Origin of the sequence: Streptomyces sp. NPDC006551 (genome assembly GCF_040611675.1) — a bacterium.
Lineage (GTDB): Bacteria > Actinomycetota > Actinomycetes > Streptomycetales > Streptomycetaceae > Streptomyces.
Genome location: NZ_JBEXOT010000040.1, coordinates 19,809 through 46,644, shown reverse-complemented (window position 1 = coordinate 46,644; position 26,836 = coordinate 19,809). Strand labels below are relative to the sequence as shown.

Sequence of the window (26,836 nt, the reverse complement as noted above, 5' to 3'; positions counted from 1 at the left end):
ACCTTTTGAGCGAGCAGGCACGTCGCCGTCCCCCCAAGCCGTACCGGCGCCCCAAGAAGGATCCCGTCCGGATCCTGGCCTTCGAGGCGCTCAGGGCCGTCGACGAGCGCGACGCCTACGCGAACCTCGTGCTGCCGCCGCTCCTGAAGAAGGCGCGGGAGAAGGAGGGGCCGGAGAAGTTCGAGGCCAGGGACGCGGCGCTCGCGACCGAGCTGGTGTACGGGACGCTGCGGCGGCAGGGGACGTACGACGCGATCGTCGCCGCGTGCATCGACCGGCCGCTGCGCGAGGTCGACCCGCCGGTCCTCGACGTGATCCTGCTCGGGGCGCATCAGCTGCTCGGTACGCGCATCCCCACCCACGCGGCCGTCTCGGCGACCGTGGAACTGGCGCGGATCGTGCTCGGGGACGGCCGGGCCAAGTTCGTGAACGCCGTTCTGCGGAAGATCTCGCAGGACGACTTCGACACCTGGGTGGAGCGGGTCGCCCCGCCGTACGAGAAGGACGCCGAGGAACATCTCGCGGTCGTCCACTCGCACCCCCGCTGGGTGGTCTCCGCACTGTGGGACGCGCTCGGCGGCGGGAGGGCCGGCATCGAGGACCTGCTGGAGGCGGACAACGAGCGGCCCGAGGTCACGCTGGTGGCCCGGCCGGGCCGGTCCACGGCCCGGGAGCTGGTCGAGGTCCTCGGCGAGGACTCGGTACTCCCGGGCCGCTGGTCGCCGTATGCCGTACGGCTGGCCGAGGGCGGCGAGCCCGGCGCCATCGAGGCGGTCCGCGAGGGACGGGCGGGCGTCCAGGACGAGGGCAGCCAGCTGGTCGCGATCGCGCTCGCCCAGGCGCCCCTGGAGGGCCGCGACGAGCGCTGGCTCGACGGGTGCGCCGGGCCCGGCGGCAAGGCCGCGCTGCTCGGCGCCCTCGCGGCGGAGCGCGGCGCCGCGCTGCTCGCCTCCGAGAAGCAGCCGCACCGCGCCCGACTGGTCGAGCGCGCGCTGGCCGGAAATCCCGGTCCGTACCAGGTCATCGCCGCCGACGGCACCCGCCCGCCGTGGCGTCCCGGATCCTTCGACCGCGTCCTGATGGACGTGCCCTGCTCGGGTCTCGGCGCCCTGCGCCGCCGCCCCGAGGCCCGCTGGCGCCGCCGCCCGGACGACCTCGACGGCTTCGCCCCGCTCCAGCGCGGGCTGCTGCGCGAGGCGCTGCAGGCCGTCCGCGTCGGCGGCGTGGTCGGCTACGCGACCTGCTCGCCGCACCTCGCCGAGACCCGCGTCGTCGTCGAGGACGTCCTCAAGGGACGGGGCGGCCCGGCCGTCGAAGCCGAATGGATCGACGCCCGCCCCCTCATGCCGGACGTCCCCGCCCTCGGCGACGGCCCGGACGTCCAGCTCTGGCCGCACCTCCACGGCACCGACGCGATGTATCTGGCGCTTCTGCGCCGCACGGCCTGACGGAGGCGCGCCTCCGAAGGCGGTCTCCGTGCGGCGAAAAGCCGGGTATGCCTGGCCTGTGGCGGTCTCGGAGGCCGCGATCCGTGCCGAAGTCGGACCGATGTCGGACCGAACCCGGTCCGAAACCGGTCCGCGGCAAAGAAGTGCCCAAGAACATGGCAGGCTTGGCACATGGCGCAGATCAATCCCAGCATCCTGTCCGCAGACTTCGCCCGCCTCGCCGAGGAGGCGAAGGCCGTCGACGGTGCCGACTGGCTCCACGTCGACGTGATGGACAACCACTTCGTGCCCAACCTGACCCTCGGCGTGCCGATCGTCGAGTCCCTCAGCCGGGCCACGGAGACACCGCTGGACTGCCATCTGATGATCGAGGACCCCGACCGCTGGGCCCCGCAGTACGTGGAGGCCGGCGCGGGCTCCGTCACCTTCCACGTGGAGGCGGCGGCCGCGCCCGTGCGGCTGGCGCGCGAGATCCGGGCCAAGGGCGCGCGGGCGTCGATGGCGCTGAAGCCGGCGACGCCCATCGAGCCCTACGAGGACCTGCTCCCCGAGCTCGACATGCTGCTGATCATGACGGTCGAGCCCGGCTTCGGCGGCCAGGCCTTCCTCGACATCATGCTGCCCAAGATCCGGCGCACCCGTGAGCTGATCTCCAAGCACGGCCTGGAGCTGTGGCTCCAGGTCGACGGCGGTGTCGCGGAGTCCACGATCGAGCGCTGCGCCGAGGCCGGAGCCGACGTCTTCGTGGCCGGCTCGGCCGTCTACGGCGCGAACGACCCGGCCGAGGCAGTGCGCGCCCTGCGGGCCAAGGCCGACGCCGCGACCGCGAACGCGGCGTGGGCGTGTGGCCACTGAGCCTCCGGGAGATGAACGCGGCCCGACGAGGGGCCGACAGGACTGATCAAGGACCGTCGGATCTGACAGGATGAACCGCGAGTCCAGAGTGTGAACAGCAGTGACGTGAGCAGCGGTACGTGAACAGCAGCAGTGAGGAGATCGCGGTGGCGGGTATCTCGGCGGGACGGTCAGCCCTGCGGATGGGACCCGCGGAGCTGGTGCAGGCGGCGGCCATGGCCCGCCGCTTCTACCTCGAGGGCAAGTCCAAGATCCAGATCGCCGAGGAGTTCGGCGTGAGCCGCTTCAAGGTGGCCCGGGTCCTGGAGACCGCCCTCGAACGCGACCTCGTACGCATCGAGATCCGCGTACCCGCCGAGCTGGACGCCGAGCGCTCCGACGCGCTCCGCGCCCGCTTCGGGCTCCGCCACGCCGTCGTCGTCGAGTCCCCGGCGGAGGGCGAGGACGAATCGCCCGATCCGGAGAACCTCGGCGAGGTCGCGGCCGATCTGCTCGGTGAACTGGTCACCGAGGGCGACGTCCTGGGCCTCGCCTGGGGCCGCTCGACCATCCACATGGCCGCGGCGCTCGACCGGCTGCCGCCGTGCACGGTCGTCCAGCTCACCGGGGTGTACGACGCCGGGACCGCGGAGCGCGGCTCGGTGGAGGCGGTACGGCGTGCCGCCCAGGTCTCCGGCGGCGAGGCGCACCCCATCTACGCACCGATGCTCCTCCCGGACCCGGCCACGGCGGCCGCGCTGCGCAACCAGACCGGGATCGCCCGCGCCTTCGACTACTTCGACAAGGTCACCGTCGCCTGTGTGTCCATCGGCTCCTGGGAGCCGGGCATCTCCACCGTGCACGACATGCTCACGGACGAGGAGCGGGCCCACTACGCCTCCCTCGGCGTCGCCGCCGAGATGTCCGCGCACCTCTTCGACGCCGAGGGCCGCCGGGTCGGGCGCGACCTGGGCGAGCGCTGCATCACGGTCGAGGCCGACCGGCTGCGCCGGATCCCCGAGGTCGTGGCCATCGCCGGCGGGCAGCGCAAGGCGGCGGCGATCGGCGCTGTCCTGCGGTCGGGTCTCGTCACCAGCCTGGTGACGGACCGCGCCGCGGCGGACTACCTCCTCACCGAGGCGGCCCCCGGCCCCCGCCCTGCCCTGGACCGCGCGGACCCGGACGGCGTCTGACCCGGCAGTCCACGCGCTGTCGCCGTGGCGCCGGGCCCTAGCCCGAGGGGCCGGGCCTCGGCGCAAGTCCCACGCTGCGGCGCCGGCCGCCGACCCGTAGATTCGGGCCATGCTGCTCCGGCCCCCGCGCGGGCTTCTCGCGCTGTTCCTCTGCCTCGGGGTGCTCGTCGGGTGCTCGCCCGCCGCGAGCGGCGGCGACCCCGCCCCCACCGGCTCCTCCGGACTTCCCGCCGTCCGCGTCGCCGACCTGCCCCCCGAGGCGCGCGACACCCTCGACCTCGTCGAGCGCGGCGGGCCCTTCCCGTACGAGAAGGACGGCGCGACCTTCTCCAACTTCGAACGGATCCTGCCGCGGCACCCGCGCGGCTACTACCTCGAGTACACCGTCCCGACCCCCGGCGAACGCGACCGCGGCGCCCGGCGCCTCGTCACCGGGCGGGGCGGCGAGGTCTACTACACCGACGACCACTACGAGACCTTCCGGGAGGTCGTGCCCGATGAAGCCCGCTGACGCGCTCCCCGACGCCCTCGTCCTCGATCTGCGCGGGGTCGTCGACAAAGCCGCCTTCATGGACCGCTGCGCGACCGCCCTCCGGCTGCCCGGCTGGTTCGGACGGAACTGGGACGCCCTCGCCGACTGCCTCTCCGATCTCCCCGAACCCCTCGCCGTGGTCGTCACCGGCTGGCAGGACTATGCCGAGGCCCGCCCTCGGGAGTGGGAGACCGCCCAGGAGGTCTTCGCCGCGGCGGTCGACACGAGCCCCACGGGCCTCGCAGTCCTCCTCGCGCTCGGAGGATCCGACAAGAGCGATGCCGCGAGCCTCGGATGAATCGCCCGGGTCTGGTATCCGTACCGGCGTGGGACAATGAACTACGTGCTTTTTCCCCTGGCTGAAATGCCTAGGGGCCACTCCGATCGACTGGGATTCAGCACGTGCGTTTCCTCAATGACGTCAAGCCGCCGTACGACCTGACGTACGACGATGTGTTCATGGTGCCGAGCCGCTCGGCCGTCGGTTCCCGCCAGGCCGTGGACCTCACCTCGCCGGACGGTACCGGCACGACGATCCCGCTGGTCGTCGCCAACATGACCGCGATCGCCGGCCGCCGCATGGCCGAGACCGTCGCCCGCCGCGGCGGGCTCGTCGTCATCCCCCAGGACATTCCGATCGAGGTCGTCACCGACGTCATCTCCTGGGTCAAGAGCCGCCACCACGTCCTCGACACCCCCATCGTCCTGGCCCCGCACCAGACCGTCGCGGACGCCCTGTCGCTGCTGCCCAAGCGGGCGCACGACGCCGGTGTCGTCGTCGACGAGGACGGCCGCCCGGTCGGTGTCGTCACCGACGCGGACCTGTCCGGAGTGGACCGCTTCACGCAGCTGTCCGAGGTCATGTCGAAGGACCTGCTGCTCCTCGACGCCGACATCGAGCCGCGCGACGCGTTCAACACGCTCGACCACGCCAACCGCCGCTACGCCCCGGCCGTCGACAAGGACGGACGCCTGGCCGGCATCCTCACCCGCAAGGGCGCGCTGCGCGCGACCCTGTACACCCCGGCCACCGACGCCGACGGCAAGCTGCGCATCGCCGCCGCCGTCGGTATCAACGGCGATGTGGCGGGCAAGGCCAAGCAGCTCCTCGACGCCGGTGTGGACACCCTCGTCGTCGACACCGCGCACGGCCACCAGGAGTCGATGATCACCGCGATCAAGGCCGTCCGCGGTCTCGACCCGCACGTCCCGATCGTCGCCGGCAACATCGTCGCCGCCGAGGGCGTCCGCGACCTCGTCGAGGCGGGCGCGGACATCATCAAGGTCGGTGTCGGCCCCGGCGCGATGTGCACCACCCGCATGATGACCGGTGTGGGCCGCCCGCAGTTCTCCGCCGTCCTGGAGTGCGCCGCCGAGGCGAAGAAGTACGGCAAGCACGTCTGGGCCGACGGCGGTGTCCGTCACCCCCGTGACGTCGCCATGGCGCTCGCCGCCGGTGCCTCCAACGTGATGATCGGTTCCTGGTTCGCCGGGACGTACGAGTCCCCGGGCGACCTCCACCAGGACGCCGAGGGCCGGTTCTACAAGGAGTCCTTCGGCATGGCCTCCGCCCGCGCCGTGCGCAACCGTACGAGCGAGGAGTCGGCCTACGACCGTGCCCGCAAGGCGCTGTTCGAGGAGGGCATCTCCACCTCCCGGATGTTCATCGACCCGGCCCGCCCGGGCGTCGAGGACCTGATCGACTCGATCATCGCGGGCGTCCGCTCCTCCTGCACCTACGCCGGAGCGGGCTCGCTCGCCGAGTTCGAGGAGAAGGCGGTCGTCGGCATCCAGAGCGCCGCCGGTTACGCCGAGGGCAAGCCGCTGCACGCCAGCTGGAGCTGAGCCCCGTAGCTCCGAGGGCCCCCGGGACACGTGTCCCGGGGGCCCTCGCCGTTCGCGTACGGGTGCGGAGACCGGGGACGGCGTCAGGCGATCCGACCGGCGGACCGGCCCACGAAGCCGGCCTCCCGCAGCGCCGCCGCCACGGCCGTCGCCAGCCGGGCGTGGCCGCGGTCGTCGGGGTGGAGGCCGTCGGCGAGATCCTCCGGGGCGAGCAGCGGGAGCCCGCTCAGGAGAGCCAGCCGGGAGTCTCCGGCCGAGACGAGGTCGCGGACCGCCTCCTCCATCGCGGTACGGAGCTCCGCCAGCGTGGCACCCAGCGCGTTGGGCGTGGTCTCCGCCGCGGGGCGCAGAACGGGGGAGAGGACCAGCAGCGGGGTGTCCGGGTGCCCTCGGCGCACCAGAGTGACGAACGCCCGCGTCGTCTCGTAGAGGAGCGGGGCCGAACTCGGTACGGCTCCCCAGCAGTTGGTGCCGAAGGCCAGGGTGACGAGCTCGCCCGGCAGGGTCGCGAGCTGCTCCGCGAGGGACAGCTCGCCGCGCGCCCCGCCCGCGAACCCGAGGTTGACCGTGTCCAGGCCGAGCATCCGTCCCGCCGTCGCCGGCCAGGAGTGGGCCGGCCGGGTCGACCACCAGCCCTCGGTGATCGAGTCGCCGTGCACCAGCCAGCGCGGGCGCCGCGGGGCGGGCGACAGCGCGCCGTCGAGCGCCCGCAGGCCCAGGACGACCGGCCCCCGGCTGTCGGGCGGGTGGACGGCGAACGAGCCGCCGCCCGGCGGCAGGGGCAGGCGGACCGTCGCCTCCTCGGCCGGGTCCGTCATGACCTCGCTCACACACCGTCCGCCCTGCCACAGGGCGAAGCAGTGCGGCAGGGACCCGGGCAGGGCCGCCCGGTAGCGCAGGTCGACCGCCCGCGTGCCCGGCGTGGCCGTGAACTCGATCCGCACCCCGATCGGCAGGGCCGCCCGCTCGGCGATGTCCCAGGGCAGCCGGTCGAGGTCGGCGGGGTCGGCGCGCACCGCACGTCCCCCGTCGAGCCACGCCGTACCGCGCAGAAAGGGTTCCGGGTCGAGCCAGGGCACCGGTGTCTCCTCCGCTCGGGACGGGGCTGAGGGCTCGCAGAGTGGGTCTTCCGGCATGAGAAGTCCATGCGCGCATCAGGGGTGCTTCACACCTCGACGTGTCGATTCATGCGGTGGGGCGCAATGTTTCCCCGCCTGCGCCCTGAGAGCGCAAGGATCATTCACAAGTGCGCAACAACCCTGCATTACGGACGCGAAGCGTGAAGGCTTAGGCTCGTGCCTCGTACCAGGAGTGGCGGCGACCGCCTGCTCGGCGGTTCCCCTTCCCTCGCGGGCTCCCTCGCTCTGCTCGCGTACCGCCGCGGTCGTCCCGATTTCGACAGGCAGCGATCAAGGAGCCCCCGCAGTGCTGGATCAAGGCACAGCCCCGCCGGCCACCGAGCCGACCGTCCCCAAGTCCTCCGGGCTGTCCGCCCTGACTCGCCGCAAGCCGGTGGAGGTGCTGGTCGCCGAGGGTGGCCAGGGTGAGGGCGGATCGCTCCGCCGCTCGCTCTCCATGTGGCAGCTGACGATGATCAGCATCGGTGCCACGCTCGGCACCGGCATCTTCGTCGTCCTCGGCGAGGCCGTACCGCTGGCCGGCCCGGCCGTCACCATCGCCTTCGTGCTCGCCGGGCTCACGGCGCTGTTCTCGGCGCTCTCGTACGCCGAACTGGCCGGCACCATCCCCGTCGCCGGCTCCTCCTACTCGTATGCGTACGCAACGATGGGTGAAGTCGTCGCCTGGATCTGCGGCTGGTGCCTGCTCCTGGAGTACGGCGTCTCCGTCGCGGCGGTCGCTGTCGGCTGGGGCGACTACCTCAACGAGCTCCTCGACGGAACCATAGGAGTGACCCTCCCCGCGGCGCTCACCGCGCCTCCCGGCGACGGCGGCGTGTTCAACCTGCCCGCCTTGATCGTCGTCATGCTCGCCATGGTGTTCCTGCTCGGCGGCGCCAAGGAATCCGCCCGCGCCAACACGATCATGGTCTTCGTCAAGATCGCCTCGCTCGTGCTGTTCTGCGCGATCGGATTCATCGGCTTCAACTCCGGCAACTACTCGGACTTCCTGCCGCTTGGCAGCGACAGCATCGGTGCCGCGGCGGCCATTCTCTTCTTCTCGTACATCGGTTTCGACGCCGCTTCGACCGCCGGTGAAGAGGCCAAGAACCCCAAGCGCGACCTGCCCCGGGCGATCATGCTCTCCCTGGTGATCGTCACCGCGCTGTACGTCCTCGTCGCCGCCGTCGCCGTCGGCGCGTGGGACTGGAAGAAGTTCGCCGGGACCGAAGCCACCCTCGCAGCGATCATGAACGACGTCACCGGACAGAGCTTCTGGGGCACTCTGCTCGCCGCAGGTGCCGTCATCTCCATCGCCAGCGTCGTCCTGACCGTGCTCTACGGCCAGACCCGCATCCTGTTCGCGATGTCCCGCGACGGTCTCGTGCCCAAGGTCTTCCGCAAGGTGAACCCCAAGACCGGGACGCCTCGCGCCAACACCGTGATCGTCTCGCTCTTCTGCGGCATCCTCGCCGCGGCCGTCCCTCTCGGCGAGCTCGTCAATGCCACCAGCATCGGCACCCTCTTCGCGTTCGCCCTGGTCAACATCGCCGTCGTGGTGCTCCGCTACACCCGACGCGACATGGAGCGTTCCTTCAAGGTGCCGTTCGGGCCGCTCTTCCCGGTGCTCGGCTTCTTCTTCTGCGCCTACAGCATGTACAGCCTCGACCTGATCACCTGGGCGTACTTCGGTGCGTGGATGGCCGCGGGCCTCGTGTTCTACTTCCTGTACGGCATGCGCCGCTCCCGTCTGGCCTCCGCCCCGGCTCTGGCAGAGGCCCCAGCAGAGAAGTGATCCACCCGTAGTGCGACTCAACGACCTCGACGAACGCATCGTCCACGCCCTCGCGGAAGACGCCCGTCGCTCCTACGCCGACATCGGCTCGCTCGTCGGCCTCTCCGCCCCCGCGGTCAAGCGGCGCGTGGACCGGCTGCGGGCCGAGGGCGCCATCACCGGCTTCACCGTACGGGTGGACCCGGCGGCGCTCGGCTGGGAGACCGAGGGGTTCGTCGAGATCTACTGCCGCCACAACACCTCGCCGGACGACATCCGGCGAGGTCTGGAGCGGTACCCCGAGGTGGTGTCCGCGTCGACCGTCACCGGTGACGCGGACGCCGTCGTCCAGGTCTTCGCCTCCGACATGCGTCACTTCGAACGCGTCCTGGAGCGGATCGCGGGCGAGCCGTTCGTGGAGCGCACCAAGTCCGTGCTGGTGCTCTCGCCGCTCCTGCGGCGCTTCTCCTCCGGCTCGCCGGCGTAGCCCCACGGGGGCGGACAGGCGGGATGGTGCGGGCCATGAGACCCGCGCCGCCCCGCCTTTCTCGTTGTACGGGAGTTGCCGGGGGCGGGGTGGCGCAACGAATCGCCGTGGCGCCCGACGATCGCGCAACGGTTCGACGGTTGGTCCGCAACGGTCGCGCCTTGTCCGGGACCAGTGCGGAACCGTACGGTTTTGACGTCTTCCTTCCACCCTTTTCACGCGAGGTCCTGCCGATGCCGCCGCTGCGCACCGCCCTGCTCCAGAGCTCCGGACAGCCCGGTGACGTGGCCGCCAATCTCGCCGTGCTCGACGACGCCGCCGCCCGCGCCGCGGCCACCGGCGCCCGCCTGCTGATCGCCCCCGAGCTCTTCCTCACCGGGTACGCGATCGGCGCGGACGTCCCCCGGCTCGCCGAGCCCGCCGACGGCCCCTCCGCACAGGCGATCGCCGCCCTGGCCGTCCGCCACGGACTGGCGATCGCGTACGGCTACCCGGAGCGGGACACCGAGCGGCACGGGGTCCTGTACAACAGCGCCCAGGTCATCGGCGCCGACGGCAGCCGGCTCGCGAACTACCGGAAGACCCACCTCTTCGGCTGCTTCGAGCAGAAGTGGTTCACCCCCGGCGAGCAGACCGTCACGCAGGCGGAGCTGGACGGCGTCCGGCTCGGCATCATGATCTGCTACGACGTGGAGTTCCCGGAGAACGTCCGCTCGCACGCGCTGGCCGGCACCGACCTCCTCGTCGTCCCGACCGCGCAGATGCACCCCTTCCAGTTCGTCGCCGAGTCCGTCGTCCCGGTGCGCGCCTTCGAGAACCAGATGTACGTGGCGTATGTGAACCGGACAGGTCCCGAGGGTGAGTTCGAGTTCGTCGGCCTCTCCACGCTCGCCGGCCCCGACGGCACCGCCCGGGCCCGCGCCGGCCGGGGCGAGGACCTGGTGGTCGGCGACGTCGACCCCGACTTCCTGGCGGCCTCCCGCGAGAACAACCCGTACCTGCGCGACCGCCGCCCCGGCCTCTACGGCTCCCTCGTGTGAGCCGTCCCCTCTCCCGACCCTCCCCAGTCTTTTCCGTGCAAGGAGTCCGTACCCCATGACGTCCACGGTGCCCACCGCCGTCCAGCACACCGACGCGCAGCCGCCGATCACCATGTTCGGTCCGGACTTCCCGTACGCCTACGACGACTTCCTGGCCCACCCGGCCGGGCTCGGCCAGATACCCGCGACCGAGCACGGCACCGAGGTCGCCGTCATCGGCGGCGGGCTCTCCGGCATCATCGCCGCCTACGAGCTGATGAAGATGGGCCTCAAGCCCGTCGTCTACGAGGCCGACCAGATCGGCGGCCGGCTGCGCACCGTCGGCTTCGAGGGCACCGGCACCGAGGGCCTGACCGCCGAGATGGGCGCGATGCGCTTCCCGCCGTCCTCCACCGCGTTCCAGCACTACATCGACCTGGTGGGCCTGGAGACGCGGGCCTTCCCGAACCCGCTCGCCGAGTCGACCCCGTCGACCGTCGTCGACCTCAAGGGCGAGTCGCACTACGCCGAGACCGTCGACGACCTCCCGCAGGTCTACCGCGACGTCGCCGCGGCCTGGAACAAGTGCCTGGACGAGGGCGCCGACTTCTCCGACATGAACCAGGCCATGCGCGAGCGCGACGTCCCGCGCATCCGCGAGATCTGGGCCAAGCTCGTCGAGAAGCTCGACAACCAGACCTTCTACGGCTTCCTGTGCGAGTCGGAGGCGTTCAAGTCCTTCCGGCACCGCGAGATCTTCGGCCAGGTCGGCTTCGGCACCGGCGGCTGGGACACCGACTTCCCGAACTCCATCCTGGAGATCCTCCGGGTCGTCTACACCGAGGCCGACGACCACCACCGCGGCATCGTGGGCGGCTCGCAGCAGCTGCCGCTGCGCCTGTGGGAGCGCGAGCCGGAGAAGATCGTGCACTGGGCGCAGGGCACCTCGCTGTCCTCGCTCCACGGTGGCGAGCCGAAGCCGGCCGTGACCCGGCTGAACCGCACCGCGGGCAACCGGATCACCGTCACGGACGCCTCCGGCGACATCCGTACGTACCGGGCGGCGATCTTCACCGCCCAGTCCTGGATGCTGCTCTCCAAGATCGCCTGCGACGACTCGCTCTTCCCGATCGACCACTGGACGGCGATCGAGCGCACCCACTACATGGAGTCCAGCAAGCTCTTCGTGCCCGTGGACCGGCCGTTCTGGCTGGACAAGGACGAGGAGACGGGCCGGGACGTCATGTCGATGACGCTGACCGACCGGATGACCCGCGGCACCTACCTCCTGGACGACGGACCGGACAAGCCGGCCGTCATCTGCCTCTCGTACACCTGGTGCGACGACAGCCTGAAGTGGCTGCCGCTGTCCGCGAACGAGCGGATGGAGGTCATGCTGAAGTCGCTCGGCGAGATCTACCCGAAGGTCGACATCCGGAAGCACATCATCGGCAACCCGGTGACGGTCTCCTGGGAGAACGAGCCCTACTTCATGGGCGCCTTCAAGGCGAACCTGCCGGGCCACTACCGCTACCAGCGCCGTCTGTTCACGCACTTCATGCAGGACCGGCTGCCGGAGGACAAGCGGGGCATCTTCCTCGCGGGTGACGACATCTCCTGGACGGCCGGCTGGGCCGAGGGCGCCGTGCAGACCGCCCTCAACGCGGTGTGGGGCGTGATGCACCACTTCGGTGGCGCCACCGACGCCACCAACCCGGGTCCTGGCGACGTCTACGACGAGATCGCCCCGGTGGAGCTCCCGGAGGACTGACCCCGGAGCACGCACGCGAACAGACCGGCCCCCGTGGAACTTCCCGGGGGCCGGTCCCGTTGGGGGAGTGGGGCGGACAGCATCGGTGCGCGAGCGGCCGCGAAAGCGGTCAGCCGCACGGTGCGAGCGGCGTCAGCAGCATCCGCCCCACCAGCCCCACCGACCGGTCGAGGCGTTCGGAGAACTCCTCGACCAGGTCGGGCAGCCCACGCAGCTGCCACAGCGAGCGGGCGGCGAGCCAGGCCCCGTCGCGGGCCCGGTCCAGGCTCCAGCAGCCGAGCAGATGCGTCAGCGGGTCCGTGACCTCCAAGAGGTCCGGGCCCGGCATCAGTTCCTCCCGGATACGTTCCTCCAGCAGGACGAGAATGTCGCCGACGCGGTCGAACTCGTCCTCCAGCTCCTTCGGCGCGCAGTCCAGTGCCCGGCACGTGTCGACCACGGCGAGCGCCAGGTCGTGGCCGATGTGCGCGTTGATGCCGGCCAGTGCGAACTGCAGCGGCCGTACGCCGGGGTGGCGCCGGTACATGAAGAGCGGCCGCCAGCAAGCCGGGGCGGGGCTCCCGGTGGCGACGGCGTCGACCACCGAGAGATAGCGCTCGGCGAAGCGGACGTCGAGGGTCGCGGCGGCCCGCCGGTCCGCGAAGGTGCCCGCCTCGATGGCGTGGCCGATCTCCTCCGTCACCGTCAGATAGACACGGTTGAAGACGGCGACACCGTCGGTGGGATGCCAGGCCGACCGGATGGCCCGCATCCGGTCCACCACCGGGTCGACCGCCGTGAACGGCCCGATCCGTTCGGTACCGATCTGTTCGTGGCCGATCCGCTCGCCGTCGAGCCGGGGGGTGCCGATCTGCTGGGTCTGCGCCATGAGGGCAGCGTTCCAGCAGCCGGGCCCGGTGGGAACTCCCCGGGCCCGGCTTCCCCAGAACGGGCGAACGCGGCGGGCGAACGCCGGGCGCGATCTCGGCGGCCGTGCGTGCCGGGCGTCGCGAGCCCGGCGGGACCGGCCGGACGGCCCCTACACCTTGGTGGCGGGCTCCTCGTCGGAGGTGCTCTCGTACGAGCTGGTGCCGGAGTCCAGCAGGGGCTCCTGGCGCTTCATGTGCGCCGGGGCGAAGGCCCGCAGCACGTGGTAGCCGGTGATCACGACGAGGGTGCCGAGGGCGATCCCGCCGAGTTCGAAGGTGTCGGTGAAGGTGAGCTTCACTCCGCCGACCCCGATGATGATGCCCGCCGCGGCCGGCACCAGGTTGAGCGGGTTGCGCAGATCGACCTCGGCGTTGATCCAGATCTGGGCGCCGAGCAGGCCGATCATGCCGTAGAGGATCACCGTGATGCCGCCGAGGACACCGCCTGGGATCGCCGCGACGACCGCCCCGAACTTGGGGCAGAGACCGAAGAGCAGCGCGAAGCCGGCCGCGGCCCAGTAGGCGGCGGTGGAGTAGACGCGGGTGGCGGCCATGACGCCGATGTTCTCGGAGTACGTGGTGTTGGGCGGGCCGCCGACGGCGGTGGACAGCATCGAGGCGGCGCCGTCCGCGGCGATCGCGGTGCCGAGCTTGTCGTCCAGCGGGTCGCCGGTCATCTCGCCGACGGCCTTGACGTGGCCGGCGTTCTCGGCGATCAGGGCGATCACGACGGGCAGGGCGACCAGGATCGCCGACCATTCGAAGCTGGGGCCGTGGAACGACGGCAGGCCGATCCAGTCGGCCTTGGCGACACCGGAGAGGTCGAGCCGCCAGTGATCGGTGACCTGAGCGCCCGGCGACATCGAGTTGATCTTGCCGAAGACCAGGTCGAAGACCCAGGAGACGGCGTAGCCGAAGATCAGGCCGAGGAAGATCGCGATGCGCGACCAGAAACCGCGCAGGCAGACCACGGCGAGCCCGGTGAACAGCATCACGAGCAGCGCCGTCCACTGGTCCTGCGGCCAGTAGGTGGCGGCGGTGACCGGGGCCAGGTTGAAGCCGATCAGCATGACGACGGCGCCGGTGACGATGGGGGGCATCGCCGCGTGGATGATCCGCGCGCCGAACTTCCGTACCGCCAGACCCGCCAGGAACAGCACCGCGCCGACGACGAGGACCGCGCCCGTGACGGTGGCGCTGGTGCCTCCGGAGGCCCGGATGGCGGCGGCGACGCCGACGAAGGAGAGCGAGCAGCCCAGGTAGCTGGGGACCGTGCCCCGCGTGGCGAGCAGGAAGATCACCGTCGCCACGCCGGACATCATGATCGCGAGGTTCGGATCGAGTCCCATGAGCACCGGGGCGACGAAGGACGCGCCGAACATGGCCACCACGTGCTGGGCGCCGAGTCCGGCCGTACGGGGCCAGGAGAGGCGCTCGTCCGGCCGGACCACGGCTCCTGGAGCGGGTGTCCTCCCGTCGCCGTGCAGGGTCCAGCGCACGCCGAGGTTCATGGGGTCGCTCCAGTTCTCCGGTTCCGGTGGCCGGTTCGCCGCGCGAAACATCAGCCGAAAAAAGTCAGCCACATGGTAATGCGCCGCTGGTCACCGGGGGCCGGCCCGAGGTCCGCGCGAGGTCTACGCGACCTTGTCCGAGCTGGGCGCCCGGCCGGCGTCCGAGGACGTGGCCGAGGGGCGGGAGCCGGTGCGGAGCACCCCGGCGCCGAGGACCAGGCCGAAGGCCAGCACCGTGACCAGCCCGAAGGAGAACATCAACGACGTCGCGTCGGCGATCCCGCCGATCGCCGAGGGGGCGATGAGACCCGAGGTGTACGTGATGGTGGCGACGCCCGCGATGGCCTGGCTGGGGTTGGGGCCGCTGCGGCCGGCCGCGGCGAAGGCGAGCGGGACGACGACCGCGACACCGAGGCCGATGAGACCGAAACCGGCCATGGCGAGAGCGGCGTGCGGGGCGAACACCACGAGCAGCCCGCCGAGGGTGGCCGCGACGCCGCCGACCCGTACCGTCCGCACGGCGCCGAACCGGTCCACCACCCGGTCGCCGACCAGCCGGGCGACGGCCATGGTCAGCGCGAAGGCGGTGGTCGACGCGGCCGCGACGCCGGCCGACGAGCCCAGTTCCTCCTTCAGATAGACCGCGGACCAGTCCAGGCTGGCACCCTCGGCGAAGACCCCGCAGAACCCGATCGCTCCGATGACCAGCGCGGACTTCGGCGGCAGGGAGAAGCGCGGCGGCGGCTCCTCGTCGGGGGCGCTCTGCAGATCGAGCACGCCCTGGCAGAAGGCGAGACCGAGAGCGGTCAGGACGAGGGCGGCGATCAGATGGTGGAGCCGGGCGTCCCCGCCGAGATGGGCGGCGACGGTGCCCGCGGCCGAACCGATGAGCGCGCCCGCACTCCACATGCCGTGCAGGCTGGACATGATCGACTTGCCGAGCCGGTTCTCGACCTCGACACCGAGGGCGTTCATCGCCACGTCGGACATGCCGGCCGTGGCGCCGTACACGAAGAGCGCCGCGCACAAGCCGTAGATGTTCGGGGCGAGCGACGGCAGGATGAGGGAGAGCGTCCACAGGGCGAGCAGGCCGCGCAGCGCGGTACGGGCGCCGAAGCGGTGGCTGATCGCGCCGGCCAGGGGCATCGCGAGCGAGGCGCCGATGGCGGGGAAGGCGAGGGCGAGGCCGAGCTGACCGGCGCTGACGCCCGCGTGGTCCTGGATCCACGGGATGCGGGTGGCGAAGCTGCCGGTGACCGCGCCGTGGACGCAGAAGACGGCGGCGACGGCGAAACGGGCCCGCCGCAGGCGCTCGGTACTGAAGACGGTCTCGCCCGCCATGGGCCCTCCCCGGGCTGTCTCTTTCGCTACGGTCCTGGTGCCGCCGTAAACTATCAGGAACCCTGCCTGATAAATAGTGGGCCCTACCAGAAGTCTGAGAGGATCCCGGCATGCCCGCATCCCCGAGCACCGCCCGGGCCATCAACGACCGGCTCGCCCTGCGACTGCTCCAGGACGAGGGGCCGCTGACGGCGACTCAGCTCAAAACGCTGACCGGACTCTCCCGGCCGACCGTCGCCGACCTCGTCGAACGGCTCCGAAGCTCCGGCCTCGTCCGGGTCGTGGGGGAGTCCGGCGCGGAGCGGCGCGGCCCGAACGCCAAGCTGTACGGGATCGTCGCCGACCGCGCCCACCTCGCCGCCCTCGACGTGCGGACCCGCTCCGTCTCCGTCGTCGTCGCCGACCTGCTCGGCCACACGCTCGCCGAGGCGACCCTGCCGATCGGGGACGGCACGGGTACGGAGCCCGCCGTCGAGCGGGCGGTCGCCCTCCTCGAACGCACGGCGAAGGAGGCGGGGGTCGGCGCGCTGCACAGCGTCGGCATCGGCGCGCCCGGCCTCATCGACCCGGCGACGGGGGATCTGAACGATTCCTCCGGGCTGCCGGCCTGGCACCGGCGGCTCGTGCCGGCGCTCCAGGAACGGCTTCCCGCGACCGTGCTGGTGGAGAACGAGACCAACCTGGCGGCCGTCGCCGAGCAGCGGCTGGGTGCCGCGCGGGACTGCGACACCTTCGTCCTCCTCTGGCTCGGCCAGGGCGTCGGCGCGGCCGTCGTCCTGGACGGGCGGCTGCGCCGCGGCGCCTCGGGCGGCGCCGGAGAGATCGGCTTTCTGCCGGTCCCCGGCACCTCCGGGCTGCCCTCGGCGACCGACTGCGCGGGCGGCTTCCACGAGCTGGTCTGCGTCGCGGCCGTCGACGCGCTGGCCGTCCGGCACGGCCTGGAGCCCCGTACGGCCCTCGCCTCGGGCGACGGCCTTTTCCTGGACGCCCTCGCGGAGCGCCTCGCCGTCGGCGCCGCCGCCGTCGTCTCGGTCCTGGACCCGGGCTGCGTCGTCCTCGGCGGCGAGACCGGCCACGCGGGCGGCGCCGCCCTGGCGGCCCGCGTGGAGAAGCGCCTCACGGCCCTTTCACCCCTGCGGACCGAGGTCCGCCCGACCACCCTCGGCGACACGGCGGTCCTCCACGGCGCCCTCCTGGCCGCCCGCGACGCCGCCCAGGACGCCCTCTTTCCGGCGGGCGGCTGACCGAGGCGCCGGGGCGCGCATCTCCGGGCGGGCGGCTGACCGAGGCCGCCTGGACAGCTCTTTCCGGCGGGCGGCTGACCGAGGCGCCGGGGCGCGCATCTCCGGGCGGGCGGCCGACCGACGCTGCCCTGGACAGCTCTTTCCGGCGGGCGGCTGACCGAGGCGCCGGGGCGCGCATCTCCGGGCGGGCGGCCGACCGACGCTGCCCTGGACCGTTCCTTCCGGCGGGCGCCTGACCGAGGCGCCGGGGGCGCGCTCTTTCCGGCCGGCGCTGACCGAGGCCGCCGGGACGCGCGCCCCGGCGGGCGGCTGAGGGGCGACGGTGAGCGGCGACCACCGGCGGGCTGCACGGTCCCCCCGGCGGGGCCGTCCGTCAGGGCGCCGGGGCCGGCCGGTGGGCGTCGCCGAGGTGTCGGGGGAGCCCGGCGGGCCTTACGGCGTACTCGGCCGCGCGCGCTCCGTCCTGGTGAGGAACTCGGCGAACGTGCCCTTCCCCACCGCCCGCTCCGGCGCGAGGTTGCCGCCCTCGCGCAGCGCCCTCGCCACGCGGCCCGGAAGCGGGAGCGGCACCCGGAGCCGCCGTCGCCCCGATGCCCGCAGGTACAGGTCGGCGAACTCCCGGAACGACAGCGCCTCCGGGCCGCCCATGTCCGGGACCCGCCCGGCCGGAGCCGCGCTCGCCAGCCCGGCCAGGCGGTCGGCGACCTCGGCGGTCTCGATCGGCTGGGACGAGACCCCCGACGGCACCGGCATGACCGGCAGCCGCGCCGCGCTCCGCACGATCGAGAGGATCAGGTCGTGGAACTGTGTCGTCCGCAGCACCGTCCAGTCGAGCCCGGACTCCTCCACGAGCCGTTCCACGGCCAGCTTCGTCTTGTAGTAGCCCAGCGGGACGCGGTCCACGCCGACGATCGAGATGTAGACCAGGTGCCCGACCCCGGCCCGCCGCGCCGCGGTGATCAGGTGCCGGGCCGCGTCCTCGTCACCGCGCGGCGCGGAGGCGCAGTGGACGACGGTGTCCACACCGTCCAGGGCGGTGTCGAGGCCGGGCCCGCCGGCCCGCAGATCGACGGCGTACGGCCGGGAGTGCCGGCTCAGCACCCGTACGTCGTGCCCGTCCGCCGTCAGCCGTTCGACGACGAGCCGGCCGAGTGTCCCCGTACCGCCGGTCACCAGAATCGTGGTCATCGCTGCTTCGTCCCCTCGGGGTTGGTTCACGCTGTCGCAGCTATGAGCCGACGACGTCCTCAGCATGTGACATCGACCGCCGCACCGATACGGCCCGCCGCCACGGGCCCAGCCTGCCGGAGGAGGCCGGGCCCGTGACGACGGGCCGGGACCCGGCGGCGGCAAGGGCCGTGAGAACCGCCGCCGGGCGTTCTTTCGGAGGAGGATCAGAGGAGGATCAGCAGGCGCCCTGGTCCTTCCAGACGCCCCACTCGCCGGTCGTCCCCGGCTCCTCGTTCTGGGTCCACCACTGCGCCTTCCAGGTGCGGCCCTTGTGGGAGACGAGCGAGCCGCCGTTGTAGACGGTGCCGGCCACGTACGCCGGCGCGCTGCAGGTGCCACCCGGGTTCGTCGGCGTCGGCGTCGGACCCGTCGGAGTCGGAGTCGGAGTCGGGTTGGTGGGCGTGGGGGTGGGCGTCGGGGTCGGCGTCGAGCCGCCCGGCTCCACCACCGTGGTCCCCCGCGCCAGGTCACCGGCGAGCGCGTACGTGGTACCGCCGATGTTCACCGTCCAGTTCGACGGCGTGGAGACCGGCAGGTAGTAGTTGAACGACAGGTCGACGCTCGCGCCCGGGGCCAGCGACTGCCAGGCCGGCAGCTTCAGGGACACCCGGTGGAAGTCGCCCTTCAGCCCGCCCACGTTGCTGCCGGTGTGGTCGCTGCTGATCACCTTCGTACCGAAGCCGGACTGGTCGGAGGCGTTCCCCGGCGCGGCCGTCGCGTAGTCGAACTGGAACTCCGTGCCGCCCGGCAGCGTGGCCGCGGTGCGGTTGGTGATCTTGATCTTGGGGGTGATCGGGTAGTTGGAGTCGCCCAGCTTGAACTCGGTGAACTCCACGCCCACGTTCACGGCCTTCGTCGGCAGCGCCGCCGCGCCCGCCTTCTTCGCGCCGTACGGGGTGGCCGCCTTGAACTTGTCGTACATCAGCGAAGTGAGCGTGTCACCCATCTCGTACTGGCCCTTGGCGGCGTTCCAGTCGTAGTCGCCGGCCATCTCCCAGACCATGGTCCCGCCGATGCCGCGGTCGACCACGTAGTCCGCCTTGGCGGCCACCGACTGCTCGTCCTCCGTGGAGAGGAAGACCTTCTTCTGCGCGTTCCACAGCCACGGCGCGACCAGCGTGGAGTCGTACTTACGGGCGTAGGTGCCGGTCAGCGTGGTGTTCGCCGGGAATCCGTACCGGGTGACGTAGTCGCCGACGATCCCCTTCTCGAGGTTCTTGGCGTGCCACATCGGGTTGGAGCCGGCGGGGGACTCGACGCCGTTGGTGTCCTTGTCGTGCCACAGGTTGTCGATGCCGACCGCGCCGTCACCGCACTTGGTCAGCCCGGAGCCGGCCGGGCAGGTGGTCGCGGCCGCCTTGCCCCACAGTCCGTCCGTGCCGCCCTGCACGTTCTTGTGGCCGCGGGTGTAGTAGGGCAGGCCGATGTTGATCCGGCCGGCCGGCATGGAGCCGCGGAAGTAGTGGTACGCCCAGTCGGTGTTGAGGTAGCCGATGCCGCCGTACTGGGAGCTGCCGTAGACGTTGGCGGCGGCCAGTTCGGCGTCCTTGCCGTCGTCGAAGAGCGAGGCGTTGGGGCCGACGTACTCGTTCCAGGCACCGTGCAGGTCGTAGGACATGATGTTGACGTAGTCCAGATACTTCTGCATCTGGTACGTCTCCATGCCGCGCAGCAGATAGCCGGAGGAGGGCGCGGCGACGGTCAGCAGGTAGTGCCTGCCGTCGGCGGCGCCGGCCCGGTCGAGCTTCTCGCGCAGCGACTTCATCAGCGCGTCGTAGCCCTTGACCAGGCCCGCGCGGCGGGCGTTGGAGAGCTGCCAGTCGAGCGGGTTGCCCGCGTCCTTCATCGTCGTCGGGTACTCGTAGTCGATGTCGACGCCGTTGAAGCCGTACTTCTTGATGAAGGCGACGGCCGAGTCCGCGAACGTGTCGATCCCGGCCTGGTTGACCGAACCGTCGGCGTTGGTGGCCATCGAGTAGAAGCCGCCGGAGTTCACGCGGGTTCCGTTGTCGTCGAAGTAGCCGCCGGTCTCCGCCCAGCCGCCGACCGAGATCAGCGTCTTGACGTCCGGGTGCTGCTTCTTGAACTTGTTGAGCAGGTTGAAGTGGCCCTTGTAGGCGAAGGCGGGGTCCATCTCCGCGCCGGCGACACCGGGCCAGGTCATCCCGGTGGCCGCGTTGTTCGGCCCGTCCGTGCCCACCGACAGCTTGTTGTCCGAACCGATGTGTCCGAAGGCGTAGTTGATGTGGGTGACCTTGTCCCACGGAATGTTGTTGGCGAGGTAGGCGGGCTCGCCGTTCTTGCCGGTCCGCCAGCCGGTGAAGTAGCCGATGACCCGGCGCTGGTGGTCCGCGCCCATTTTCTCGCGGCCCTGGGTGTCGTAGACGGAGCAGTACGGGACGTCGACGCCGGGAGTCCTGTACAGCCCGTCGGGGCGACAGCTCTCGTTGTCGGCCGCGTACGAGACGCCGCCGGAGAGCGAGCTGATCAGCAGCCCGGCGACGGCCGCACCGGACGCGAGCAGCGAGGCTCTCGTCTTCGTGGGGGACAACACGATCGGTTCCTCCTGGGAGGTGGACAGAACACAACGAACAAGGGGGTGGGTCGTGTTGGGCCCGTGGAGTGCGCACACCGGCGGGCCGTACCTCGGAGGTGACACGGAGATTAAGAGGACTAGACCAGTGCGTCAATAGGTCTGGACCATCTGAAGGGGCTCGGTGGAGGTCGCGGGGCGCCTGTGAGTCAGCCCACAGGGCCTCACTCGCATGGCCCACGATCGTCCGTGGCACACTGGCCCTGTATCAGCAGCAGCGCACTCCGGGGTCGGTGTAATTCCGAACCGGCGGTATAGTCCGCGACCCGTCCGCAGCCAGCGGCCGGTTGACCAGGTGAGATTCCTGGACCGACGGTGAAAGTCCGGATGGGAGGCAGTGCGCGGCGGGCGACCCTTCCGGGGGCGCTGTCGGCCGTATCGCCGCTGGTCGCCCTCGTCGGCGACCGGTGTGTCCGGCCTCGGCATCCCTGTGCGAAGCGTCGTACCCGCTCTCTGTCGTCATCGACAGGCCCCGGAGTCCGTGCCCGAAGAGGCAGGAGGACCCGGTGGCAGACCAGGCCGACATCACCGCCATGCGCCGAGCCGTCGCGCTCGCCGCCCGCGGTCTCGGCTCCACCAGCCCCAACCCGGTCGTCGGCTGCGTCATCCTCGACGCCTCCGGACACCAGGTCGGCGAGGGCTTCCACCAGCGCGCCGGCGGACCGCACGCCGAGATCCACGCCCTGCGCGCCGCCGGCGTCCTCGCCCGCGGCGGCACCGCTTACGTCACCCTCGAACCCTGCAACCACACCGGCCGCACCGGCCCCTGCGCCCAGGCCCTGATCGAGGCCGGGATCAGCCGGGTCGTCTACGCCGTCGGCGACCCGAACCCGCAGGCCACGGGCGGTGCGGACACCCTGCGGGCGGCCGGCGTGGAGGTCTCGGACGGCCTCCTGGCGGACGAGGCCGAGGCGGGCAACATCGCCTGGCTCACCTCCGTACGCCTCGGCCGGCCCTTCGTGCGGTGGAAGTACGCCGCCACCCTCGACGGCCGGATCGCCGCCGCCGACGGCAGCTCCCGCTGGATCACCTCAGCCGAGTCCCGGGCCGACGTCCACCGGCTGCGCGCCGAGGCCGACGCCGTCGTGGTCGGTTCCGGCACCGCCCGCGCCGACGACCCCCATCTGGCGGTACGAGGCATCGAAGGGGCCGTCCAGCCCCTGCGGGTCGTCGTCGACACCGAGGCGAGCGCCGTGAAGCCCGGCGCCCGGGTCCTGGACGACGCGGCGCGCACCGTGATCGCCGTCGCCGAGGACGTCCTCCCGGAGGACACCGCCCATTTCCCCGAGACGTGGCGACTGCCCCGTGCGTCCGGCGGCGGACTCGACATCCCGGAACTCCTCGCGACGCTCCAGCGGCAGGGCGTCCGTTCCGTCCTCCTCGAAGGCGGCCCCACCCTCGCGGGCGCCTTCGTCGCGGCGCGGGCCGTCGACCAGGTCGTCGGCTACCTCGCCCCGGTCCTCCTCGGCGCGGGCCCGAACGCCCTCGCCGACGCCGGAATCACCACCATCACCGACGCGTTGCGGCTCGACGTCAGCGAGACCGTCCCCGTCGGCCCCGACCTTCGTATCACTGCCACCCTCAAGGGAGCCTGAGCGTGTTCACCGGAATCGTCGAAGAACTGGGTGAGGTCACCGCCGTCGAGAAGCTGGAGGACGCCTCCCGCTTCCGTCTGCGCGGCCCCCTGGTCACGGAAGGCGCCAAGCACGGCGACTCCATCGCCGTCAACGGTGTCTGTCTCACGGTCGTCGAGTTCGGCGACGGCGAGTTCACCGCCGATGTGATGGCCGAGACGCTCCTCCGCTCCTCGCTCGGCGCCCTCGGCGTCGGCTCCCGGGTCAACCTGGAGCGGCCCATGGCCGTCGGCGACCGCCTCGGCGGACACATCGTCCAGGGCCACGTCGACGGCACCGGCACCGTCCTGGACCGCACGCCCTCCGAGCACTGGGAGATCGTCAAGGTCGCCCTGCCGGCCCACCTCTCCCGGTACGTCGTCGAGAAGGGCTCGATCACGGTCGACGGCGTCAGCCTCACCGTCGTGGAGGCCGCCGACGACTGGTTCACCATCAGCCTCATCCCCACGACCCTCGCCCTGACCACGCTCGGCATCAAGCGGCCCGGCGACCCGGTCAACCTCGAGGTCGACGTCATCGCCAAGTACGTCGAGCGGCTGCTCGGCGCGGAAGCCAAGGAGAACGCGAAGTGAGCTGGCTCAACTCCGAGGCCTTCAGCGCCTTCGGTCAGCACATCATGTGGTCCGACATGATCGGCAACACGATCGGTCTGATCGCCCTCGCGCTCGGCTGGCGCCGCTCCATCCTCACCTGGCCCGCGCAGCTGCTCTCCGGCGTCATCCTCGTCGGCGCCTACGCCTCCGCCCACCTCAGCGGCGGTGTCGGCAAGCAGCTCCTGGTCATTGCCGTCGCCGCCTGGGGCTGGTGGCAGTGGAACCGCGGCAGGCGGCAGGCCCAGGACGGCTCCATCGCCGTCCGCTTCGCCACCTGGAAGGAGCGCGGCCTGCTCCTCGCCGGCGCCGTCCTCGGCACCCTGGCGGTCGGCGGCCTGTTCACCCTCTACCCGTCGCTCTCCTGGAGCCCCTGGGCCGACGCGTACATCTTCGTCGGCACGCTCGTGGCGATGGTCGCCCAGGCCCGCGGTCTGGTCGAGTTCTGGTTCGCCTGGCTCCTCGTCGACCTGGTCGGCGTGCCCCTCGCCTTCTCCAGCGGCCTCGCCTTCTCCGGCCTGGTCTACGTGATCTACTTCGCCCTCGTCATCTGGGGCATGCGCGACTGGTGGCTCCGGACGCGCACCGACGCCAAGCCCTCCCTGGAAGGAGCCATGTTGTGAGCGACGCGTGCGCGGCCGCCGGGCCGCAGTCGACAATCATGCCCGCACCTCTGCGCCGCGCAGGCGGAGAAGCTCACGAAAGGGATGCAGCATGAGCGCGCTTCCGCTGTGGGACGCCACCGACCTCTCCCTCGACCCCGTCGAGCAGGCCATCCGCGACATCGCCGCCGGCCGTCCCGTCGTCGTCGTCGACGACGAGGACCGCGAGAACGAGGGCGACCTCGTCATCGCCGCCGAGAAGGCCACCCCCGAGATCGTCGCCTTCATGATGACCGAGTGCCGCGGCCTGATCTGCGCCCCCATGGAGGACGAGGAGCTCCAGCGCCTCCAGCTCCCGCAGATGGTCGAGCACAACACCGAGTCGATGCGCACGGCCTTCACCGTCTCCGTCGACGCGGCCCCCGCCCACGGCGTGACCACCGGCATCTCCGCCGCCGACCGCGCCACCACCCTCCAGATGCTGGCGAGCGGCACGTACGAGCCGTCCGACTTCGTCCGCCCCGGCCACATCTTCCCCCTGCGCGCCAAGCCCGGCGGCGTCCTCGTCCGCAACGGCCACACCGAGGCCGCCGTCGACCTCGCCCGCCTCGCGGGCCTGCGGCCGGCCGGCGCGATCGTCGAGATCGCCGGCGAGGACGGCGTGATGCTGCGGCTGCCCGAGCTCGTCCCGTTCGCCCGCAAGCACGGCCTCACGATCATCTCGATCGAGGACCTCGTCGCCTACCGCCGCTCCGCCGAGCCGACGGTCCGCCGCGAGGCCGAGGTCCAGCTGCCGACCGCACACGGCGAGTTCACCGCGTACGGCTACCGCTCGATCGTCGACGGCGTCGAGCACGTCGCCCTCGTCCACGGCGAGATCGGCGACGGTGAGGACGTCCTGGTCCGGGTCCACTCCGAGTGCCTGACCGGCGACATCTTCCACTCGCTGCGCTGCGACTGCGGCCCCCAGCTGCAGGCCTCCATGGACCGGATCACCGAGGACGGCCGCGGCGTCGTGGTCTATCTGCGCGGACACGAGGGCCGCGGCATCGGCCTGCTCTCCAAGCTGCGCGCGTACGAACTCCAGGAACGCGGCCGGGACACCCTCGACGCCAACCTGGAGCTCGGACTGCCGGCCGACGCCCGCGACTACGCCGCCGGGGCGCAGATCCTCGTCGACCTCGGTGTCCGCAGCCTGCGGCTGATGACCAACAACCCCGAGAAGACCGCCGCCCTCACCCGGTACGGCCTGCGGGTCGAGGGCCGCGAGCCCATGCCGGTCCAGGCGGGCGAGCACAACCTCCACTACCTGCGCACCAAGCGGGACCGGATGGGGCACGACCTGCCCTGGCTGGACGGCGCCACCGCCTCCACCTGCGGCAACCAGTAAGTCACCCCGTACCAGCACAGCGAGCAAGGCGAACAAGGAGAGACATGAGCGGCAAGGGCGCACCCGTCCTCAGCGTGAAGAACTGCGGCGACCTGCGGGTCGCGGTCATCGCGGCGCAGTGGCACGAGAAGATCATGGACGGACTCGTCGACGGCGCCCTGCGCGCCCTGCACGAGCTCGGCATCGACGAGCCGACGCTGCTGCGCGTCCCCGGCAGCTTCGAGCTGCCCGTGGTGGCGAAGGTCCTCGCCGGTCGCGGCTACGATGCCATCGTCGCCCTCGGCGTCGTCATCCGCGGCGGAACGCCGCACTTCGAGTACGTGTGCCAGGGCGTCACCCACGGCCTCACCCAGGTCTCGATCGACACCGGCGTACCCGTCGGCTTCGGCGTCCTGACCGTCGACAACGAGGAGCAGGCCCTGGACCGGGCCGGCCTCGAGGGCTCCAGCGAGGACAAGGGCCACGAGGCCGTCACCGCCGCCGTCGCCACCGCGACCACGCTGCGCACGGTCAGCGAACCCTGGCGCTAAGTACGTGACCCTTACCCCGTACTCTTAGGACCATCATGGCGAACAAAACCTTCGAAGAGCTCTTCGCCGAGCTCAAGCTCAAGGCCGAGAACGGCGACCCGGCCACCTCCCGCACCGCGGAACTGGTGGACAAGGGAGTCCATGCCATCGGCAAGAAGGTCGTCGAAGAGGCCGCCGAGGTCTGGATGGCCGCCGAGTACGAGGGCAAGGAAGCCGCCGCCGAGGAGATCTCGCAGCTGCTGTACCACGTCCAGGTGATGATGGTCGCCCGCGGGATCTCGCTCGACGACGTCTACGCCCACCTCTGAGCCCAGCCGCTCACCCCTGAAACTCCCACGCAAAGGAAGCCCACCCCATGCTGCGCATCGCCGTCCCCAACAAGGGTTCCCTCTCCGGACCTGCGTCGGAGATGCTCCATGAGGCCGGCTACCGCCAGCGCAAGGAGTCCAAGGAACTCGTCGTCATCGACCCCGACAACGAGGTCGAGTTCTTCTACCTGCGGCCGAAGGACATCGCGATCTACGTCGCCTCCGGCAAGCTGGACATCGGCATCACCGGCCGTGACCTGCTGCTGGACTCCGGAGCCAACGCGGAGGAGATCCTCCCGCTGAACTTCGGCCGCTCGACGTTCCGCTACGCCACCCGCCCCGGCACCGCGAAGGGCCCCGAGGACTTCGGCGGCATGACCATCGCGACCTCGTACGAGGGAATCGTCGCCAAGCACCTCGCCGACCAGGGCATCGACGCCTCCGTCGTCCACCTGGACGGCGCCGTCGAGACCGCGATCCAGCTGGGCGTCGCCCAGATCATCGCGGACGTCGTCGAGACCGGCACCAGCCTGCGCAACGCCGGCCTGGAGGTCATCGGCGAGCCCATCCTCAAGTCCGAGGCCGTCGTCGTCCGGCGCAACGGCGCCGAGGCGGACCACCCGCAGGTGCAGCAGTTCCTCCGCCGCCTCCAGGGCGTCCTCGTCGCCCGCTCGTACGTGATGATGGACTACGACTGCCGCGCCGAGCACCTGGAGCAGGCGGTCGCGCTCACCCCGGGCCTGGAGTCGCCGACGATCTCGCCCCTGCACAACGAGGGCTGGGTCGCGGTCCGGGCCATGGTCCCGGCCAAGGAGGCGCAGCGGGTCATGGACGACCTGTACGAACTGGGTGCCCGCGCCATCCTGACGACGGCCATCCACGCCTGCCGTCTCTGACGACGACGCCCCAGGCATGAGGCACCAGGCATGAGGCA

General features: G+C 71.5%; 24 protein-coding genes and 1 riboswitch. Of the genes, 18 read left to right on the top strand and 6 right to left on the bottom strand.

What is annotated here, in order from left to right; all coding sequences use genetic code 11:
• Positions 1-5: 5 nt before the first annotated feature.
• From ABZY12_RS27535 to ABZY12_RS27510, 6 genes are all read left to right on the top strand, one after another.
• Positions 6-1,448 (top strand): transcription antitermination factor NusB, encoded by a 1,443-nt coding sequence (locus ABZY12_RS27535; RefSeq protein WP_356894887.1) that lies wholly within the window; start codon positions 6-8, stop codon positions 1,446-1,448.
• Positions 1,449-1,619: 171 nt separating this feature from the next.
• On the top strand, positions 1,620-2,303 hold the full coding sequence (rpe, locus tag ABZY12_RS27530) for a ribulose-phosphate 3-epimerase (RefSeq protein WP_356894885.1): 684 nt from the start codon (positions 1,620-1,622) through the stop codon (positions 2,301-2,303).
• Positions 2,304-2,485: 182 nt separating this feature from the next.
• The gene (locus ABZY12_RS27525; RefSeq protein ID WP_356894921.1) at positions 2,486-3,475 is read left to right on the top strand and encodes a sugar-binding domain-containing protein; all 990 of its coding nucleotides are present in this window, start codon (positions 2,486-2,488) and stop codon (positions 3,473-3,475) included.
• A 109-nt stretch (positions 3,476-3,584) separates the two neighbouring features.
• Positions 3,585-3,986: a ribonuclease domain-containing protein gene (locus ABZY12_RS27520; protein WP_356894883.1), complete on the top strand. Its 402-nt coding sequence runs from the start codon at positions 3,585-3,587 to the stop codon at positions 3,984-3,986.
• On the top strand, positions 3,973-4,305 hold the full coding sequence (locus ABZY12_RS27515; protein WP_356894881.1) for a barstar family protein: 333 nt from the start codon (positions 3,973-3,975) through the stop codon (positions 4,303-4,305). The genes ABZY12_RS27520 and ABZY12_RS27515 overlap by 14 nt, the downstream gene beginning before the upstream one ends.
• A 104-nt stretch (positions 4,306-4,409) precedes the next feature.
• Positions 4,410-5,852: a GuaB1 family IMP dehydrogenase-related protein gene (locus tag ABZY12_RS27510; RefSeq protein ID WP_356894879.1), complete on the top strand. Its 1,443-nt coding sequence runs from the start codon at positions 4,410-4,412 to the stop codon at positions 5,850-5,852.
• Positions 5,853-5,935: 83 nt separating this feature from the next.
• Here the strand turns inward: ABZY12_RS27510 and ABZY12_RS27505 are convergent, their stop codons facing one another.
• The gene (locus ABZY12_RS27505; RefSeq protein WP_356894877.1) at positions 5,936-6,931 is read right to left on the bottom strand and encodes a GDSL-type esterase/lipase family protein; all 996 of its coding nucleotides are present in this window, start codon (positions 6,929-6,931) and stop codon (positions 5,936-5,938) included.
• A gap of 346 nt (positions 6,932-7,277) precedes the next feature.
• Here ABZY12_RS27505 and ABZY12_RS27500 point away from each other — a divergent pair, with 346 nt between their 5' ends.
• The 4 genes from ABZY12_RS27500 (at position 7,278) to ABZY12_RS27485 (ending at position 12,021) form a co-directional block, all read left to right on the top strand.
• Positions 7,278-8,765: an amino acid permease gene (locus tag ABZY12_RS27500; protein ID WP_356894875.1), complete on the top strand. Its 1,488-nt coding sequence runs from the start codon at positions 7,278-7,280 to the stop codon at positions 8,763-8,765.
• Between the two features lie 10 nt (positions 8,766-8,775).
• The gene (locus ABZY12_RS27495) at positions 8,776-9,231 is read left to right on the top strand and encodes an Lrp/AsnC family transcriptional regulator (RefSeq protein WP_015032260.1); all 456 of its coding nucleotides are present in this window, start codon (positions 8,776-8,778) and stop codon (positions 9,229-9,231) included.
• 233 nt (positions 9,232-9,464) lie between these two features.
• Positions 9,465-10,271: a carbon-nitrogen hydrolase family protein gene (locus ABZY12_RS27490; protein WP_356894873.1), complete on the top strand. Its 807-nt coding sequence runs from the start codon at positions 9,465-9,467 to the stop codon at positions 10,269-10,271.
• Between the two features lie 55 nt (positions 10,272-10,326).
• Positions 10,327-12,021 carry an NAD(P)/FAD-dependent oxidoreductase gene (locus ABZY12_RS27485; RefSeq protein ID WP_356894871.1) on the top strand — a complete coding sequence of 565 codons (1,695 nt, stop codon included), beginning with the start codon at positions 10,327-10,329 and terminating at the stop codon, positions 12,019-12,021.
• A 109-nt stretch (positions 12,022-12,130) separates the two neighbouring features.
• Here the strand turns inward: ABZY12_RS27485 and ABZY12_RS27480 are convergent, their stop codons facing one another.
• The 3 genes from ABZY12_RS27480 to ABZY12_RS27470 form a co-directional block, all read right to left on the bottom strand.
• A complete protein-coding gene (locus tag ABZY12_RS27480) occupies positions 12,131-12,811 on the bottom strand; it encodes a DUF5995 family protein (protein WP_356894919.1) in 681 nt (226 codons plus the stop codon).
• Between the two features lie 228 nt (positions 12,812-13,039).
• Positions 13,040-14,440, bottom strand: coding sequence for a solute carrier family 23 protein (locus tag ABZY12_RS27475; protein ID WP_356894869.1), 1,401 nt, complete (start codon positions 14,438-14,440; stop codon positions 13,040-13,042).
• 123 nt (positions 14,441-14,563) lie between these two features.
• Positions 14,564-15,781, bottom strand: coding sequence for an MFS transporter (locus ABZY12_RS27470; protein WP_356894867.1), 1,218 nt, complete (start codon positions 15,779-15,781; stop codon positions 14,564-14,566).
• Positions 15,782-15,891: 110 nt separating this feature from the next.
• Between ABZY12_RS27470 and ABZY12_RS27465 the strand changes: the two genes are divergently transcribed.
• Positions 15,892-17,025, top strand: a complete 1,134-nt coding sequence (locus ABZY12_RS27465; protein WP_356894865.1) for an ROK family transcriptional regulator — start codon at positions 15,892-15,894, stop codon at positions 17,023-17,025.
• A gap of 432 nt (positions 17,026-17,457) precedes the next feature.
• Here the strand turns inward: ABZY12_RS27465 and ABZY12_RS27460 are convergent, their stop codons facing one another.
• Both ABZY12_RS27460 and ABZY12_RS27455 read right to left on the bottom strand, forming a co-directional pair.
• Positions 17,458-18,213 (bottom strand): NAD(P)H-binding protein, encoded by a 756-nt coding sequence (locus tag ABZY12_RS27460; RefSeq protein ID WP_356894863.1) that lies wholly within the window; start codon positions 18,211-18,213, stop codon positions 17,458-17,460.
• 217 nt (positions 18,214-18,430) lie between these two features.
• Complete coding sequence (locus ABZY12_RS27455; RefSeq protein ID WP_356894861.1) at positions 18,431-20,809, bottom strand: chitinase C-terminal domain-containing protein; 2,379 nt, start codon at positions 20,807-20,809, stop codon at positions 18,431-18,433.
• 254 nt (positions 20,810-21,063) lie between these two features.
• Positions 21,064-21,193: riboswitch (FMN riboswitch) on the top strand.
• Between the two features lie 161 nt (positions 21,194-21,354).
• Here ABZY12_RS27455 and ribD point away from each other — a divergent pair.
• The 7 genes from ribD (at position 21,355) to hisG (ending at position 26,798) form a co-directional block, all read left to right on the top strand.
• Entirely contained in the window at positions 21,355-22,443 is a 1,089-nt protein-coding gene (gene ribD / locus ABZY12_RS27450) for a bifunctional diaminohydroxyphosphoribosylaminopyrimidine deaminase/5-amino-6-(5-phosphoribosylamino)uracil reductase RibD (RefSeq protein ID WP_356894859.1), read from the top strand.
• A 2-nt stretch (positions 22,444-22,445) separates the two neighbouring features.
• Positions 22,446-23,054, top strand: a complete 609-nt coding sequence (locus ABZY12_RS27445) for a riboflavin synthase (RefSeq protein WP_356894857.1) — start codon at positions 22,446-22,448, stop codon at positions 23,052-23,054.
• 44 nt (positions 23,055-23,098) lie between these two features.
• A complete protein-coding gene (locus tag ABZY12_RS27440; protein ID WP_356894917.1) occupies positions 23,099-23,695 on the top strand; it encodes a nicotinamide mononucleotide transporter family protein in 597 nt (198 codons plus the stop codon).
• Positions 23,696-23,786: 91 nt separating this feature from the next.
• Positions 23,787-25,064, top strand: coding sequence for a bifunctional 3,4-dihydroxy-2-butanone-4-phosphate synthase/GTP cyclohydrolase II (locus ABZY12_RS27435; RefSeq protein ID WP_356894855.1), 1,278 nt, complete (start codon positions 23,787-23,789; stop codon positions 25,062-25,064).
• A gap of 44 nt (positions 25,065-25,108) precedes the next feature.
• Positions 25,109-25,594: a 6,7-dimethyl-8-ribityllumazine synthase gene (gene ribH, locus ABZY12_RS27430; RefSeq protein ID WP_215071932.1), complete on the top strand. Its 486-nt coding sequence runs from the start codon at positions 25,109-25,111 to the stop codon at positions 25,592-25,594.
• A gap of 35 nt (positions 25,595-25,629) precedes the next feature.
• A complete protein-coding gene (locus ABZY12_RS27425; RefSeq protein ID WP_053643769.1) occupies positions 25,630-25,902 on the top strand; it encodes a phosphoribosyl-ATP diphosphatase in 273 nt (90 codons plus the stop codon).
• A gap of 47 nt (positions 25,903-25,949) precedes the next feature.
• On the top strand, positions 25,950-26,798 hold the full coding sequence (gene hisG / locus ABZY12_RS27420) for an ATP phosphoribosyltransferase (RefSeq protein WP_356894852.1): 849 nt from the start codon (positions 25,950-25,952) through the stop codon (positions 26,796-26,798).
• Positions 26,799-26,836: the final 38 nt, after the last annotated feature.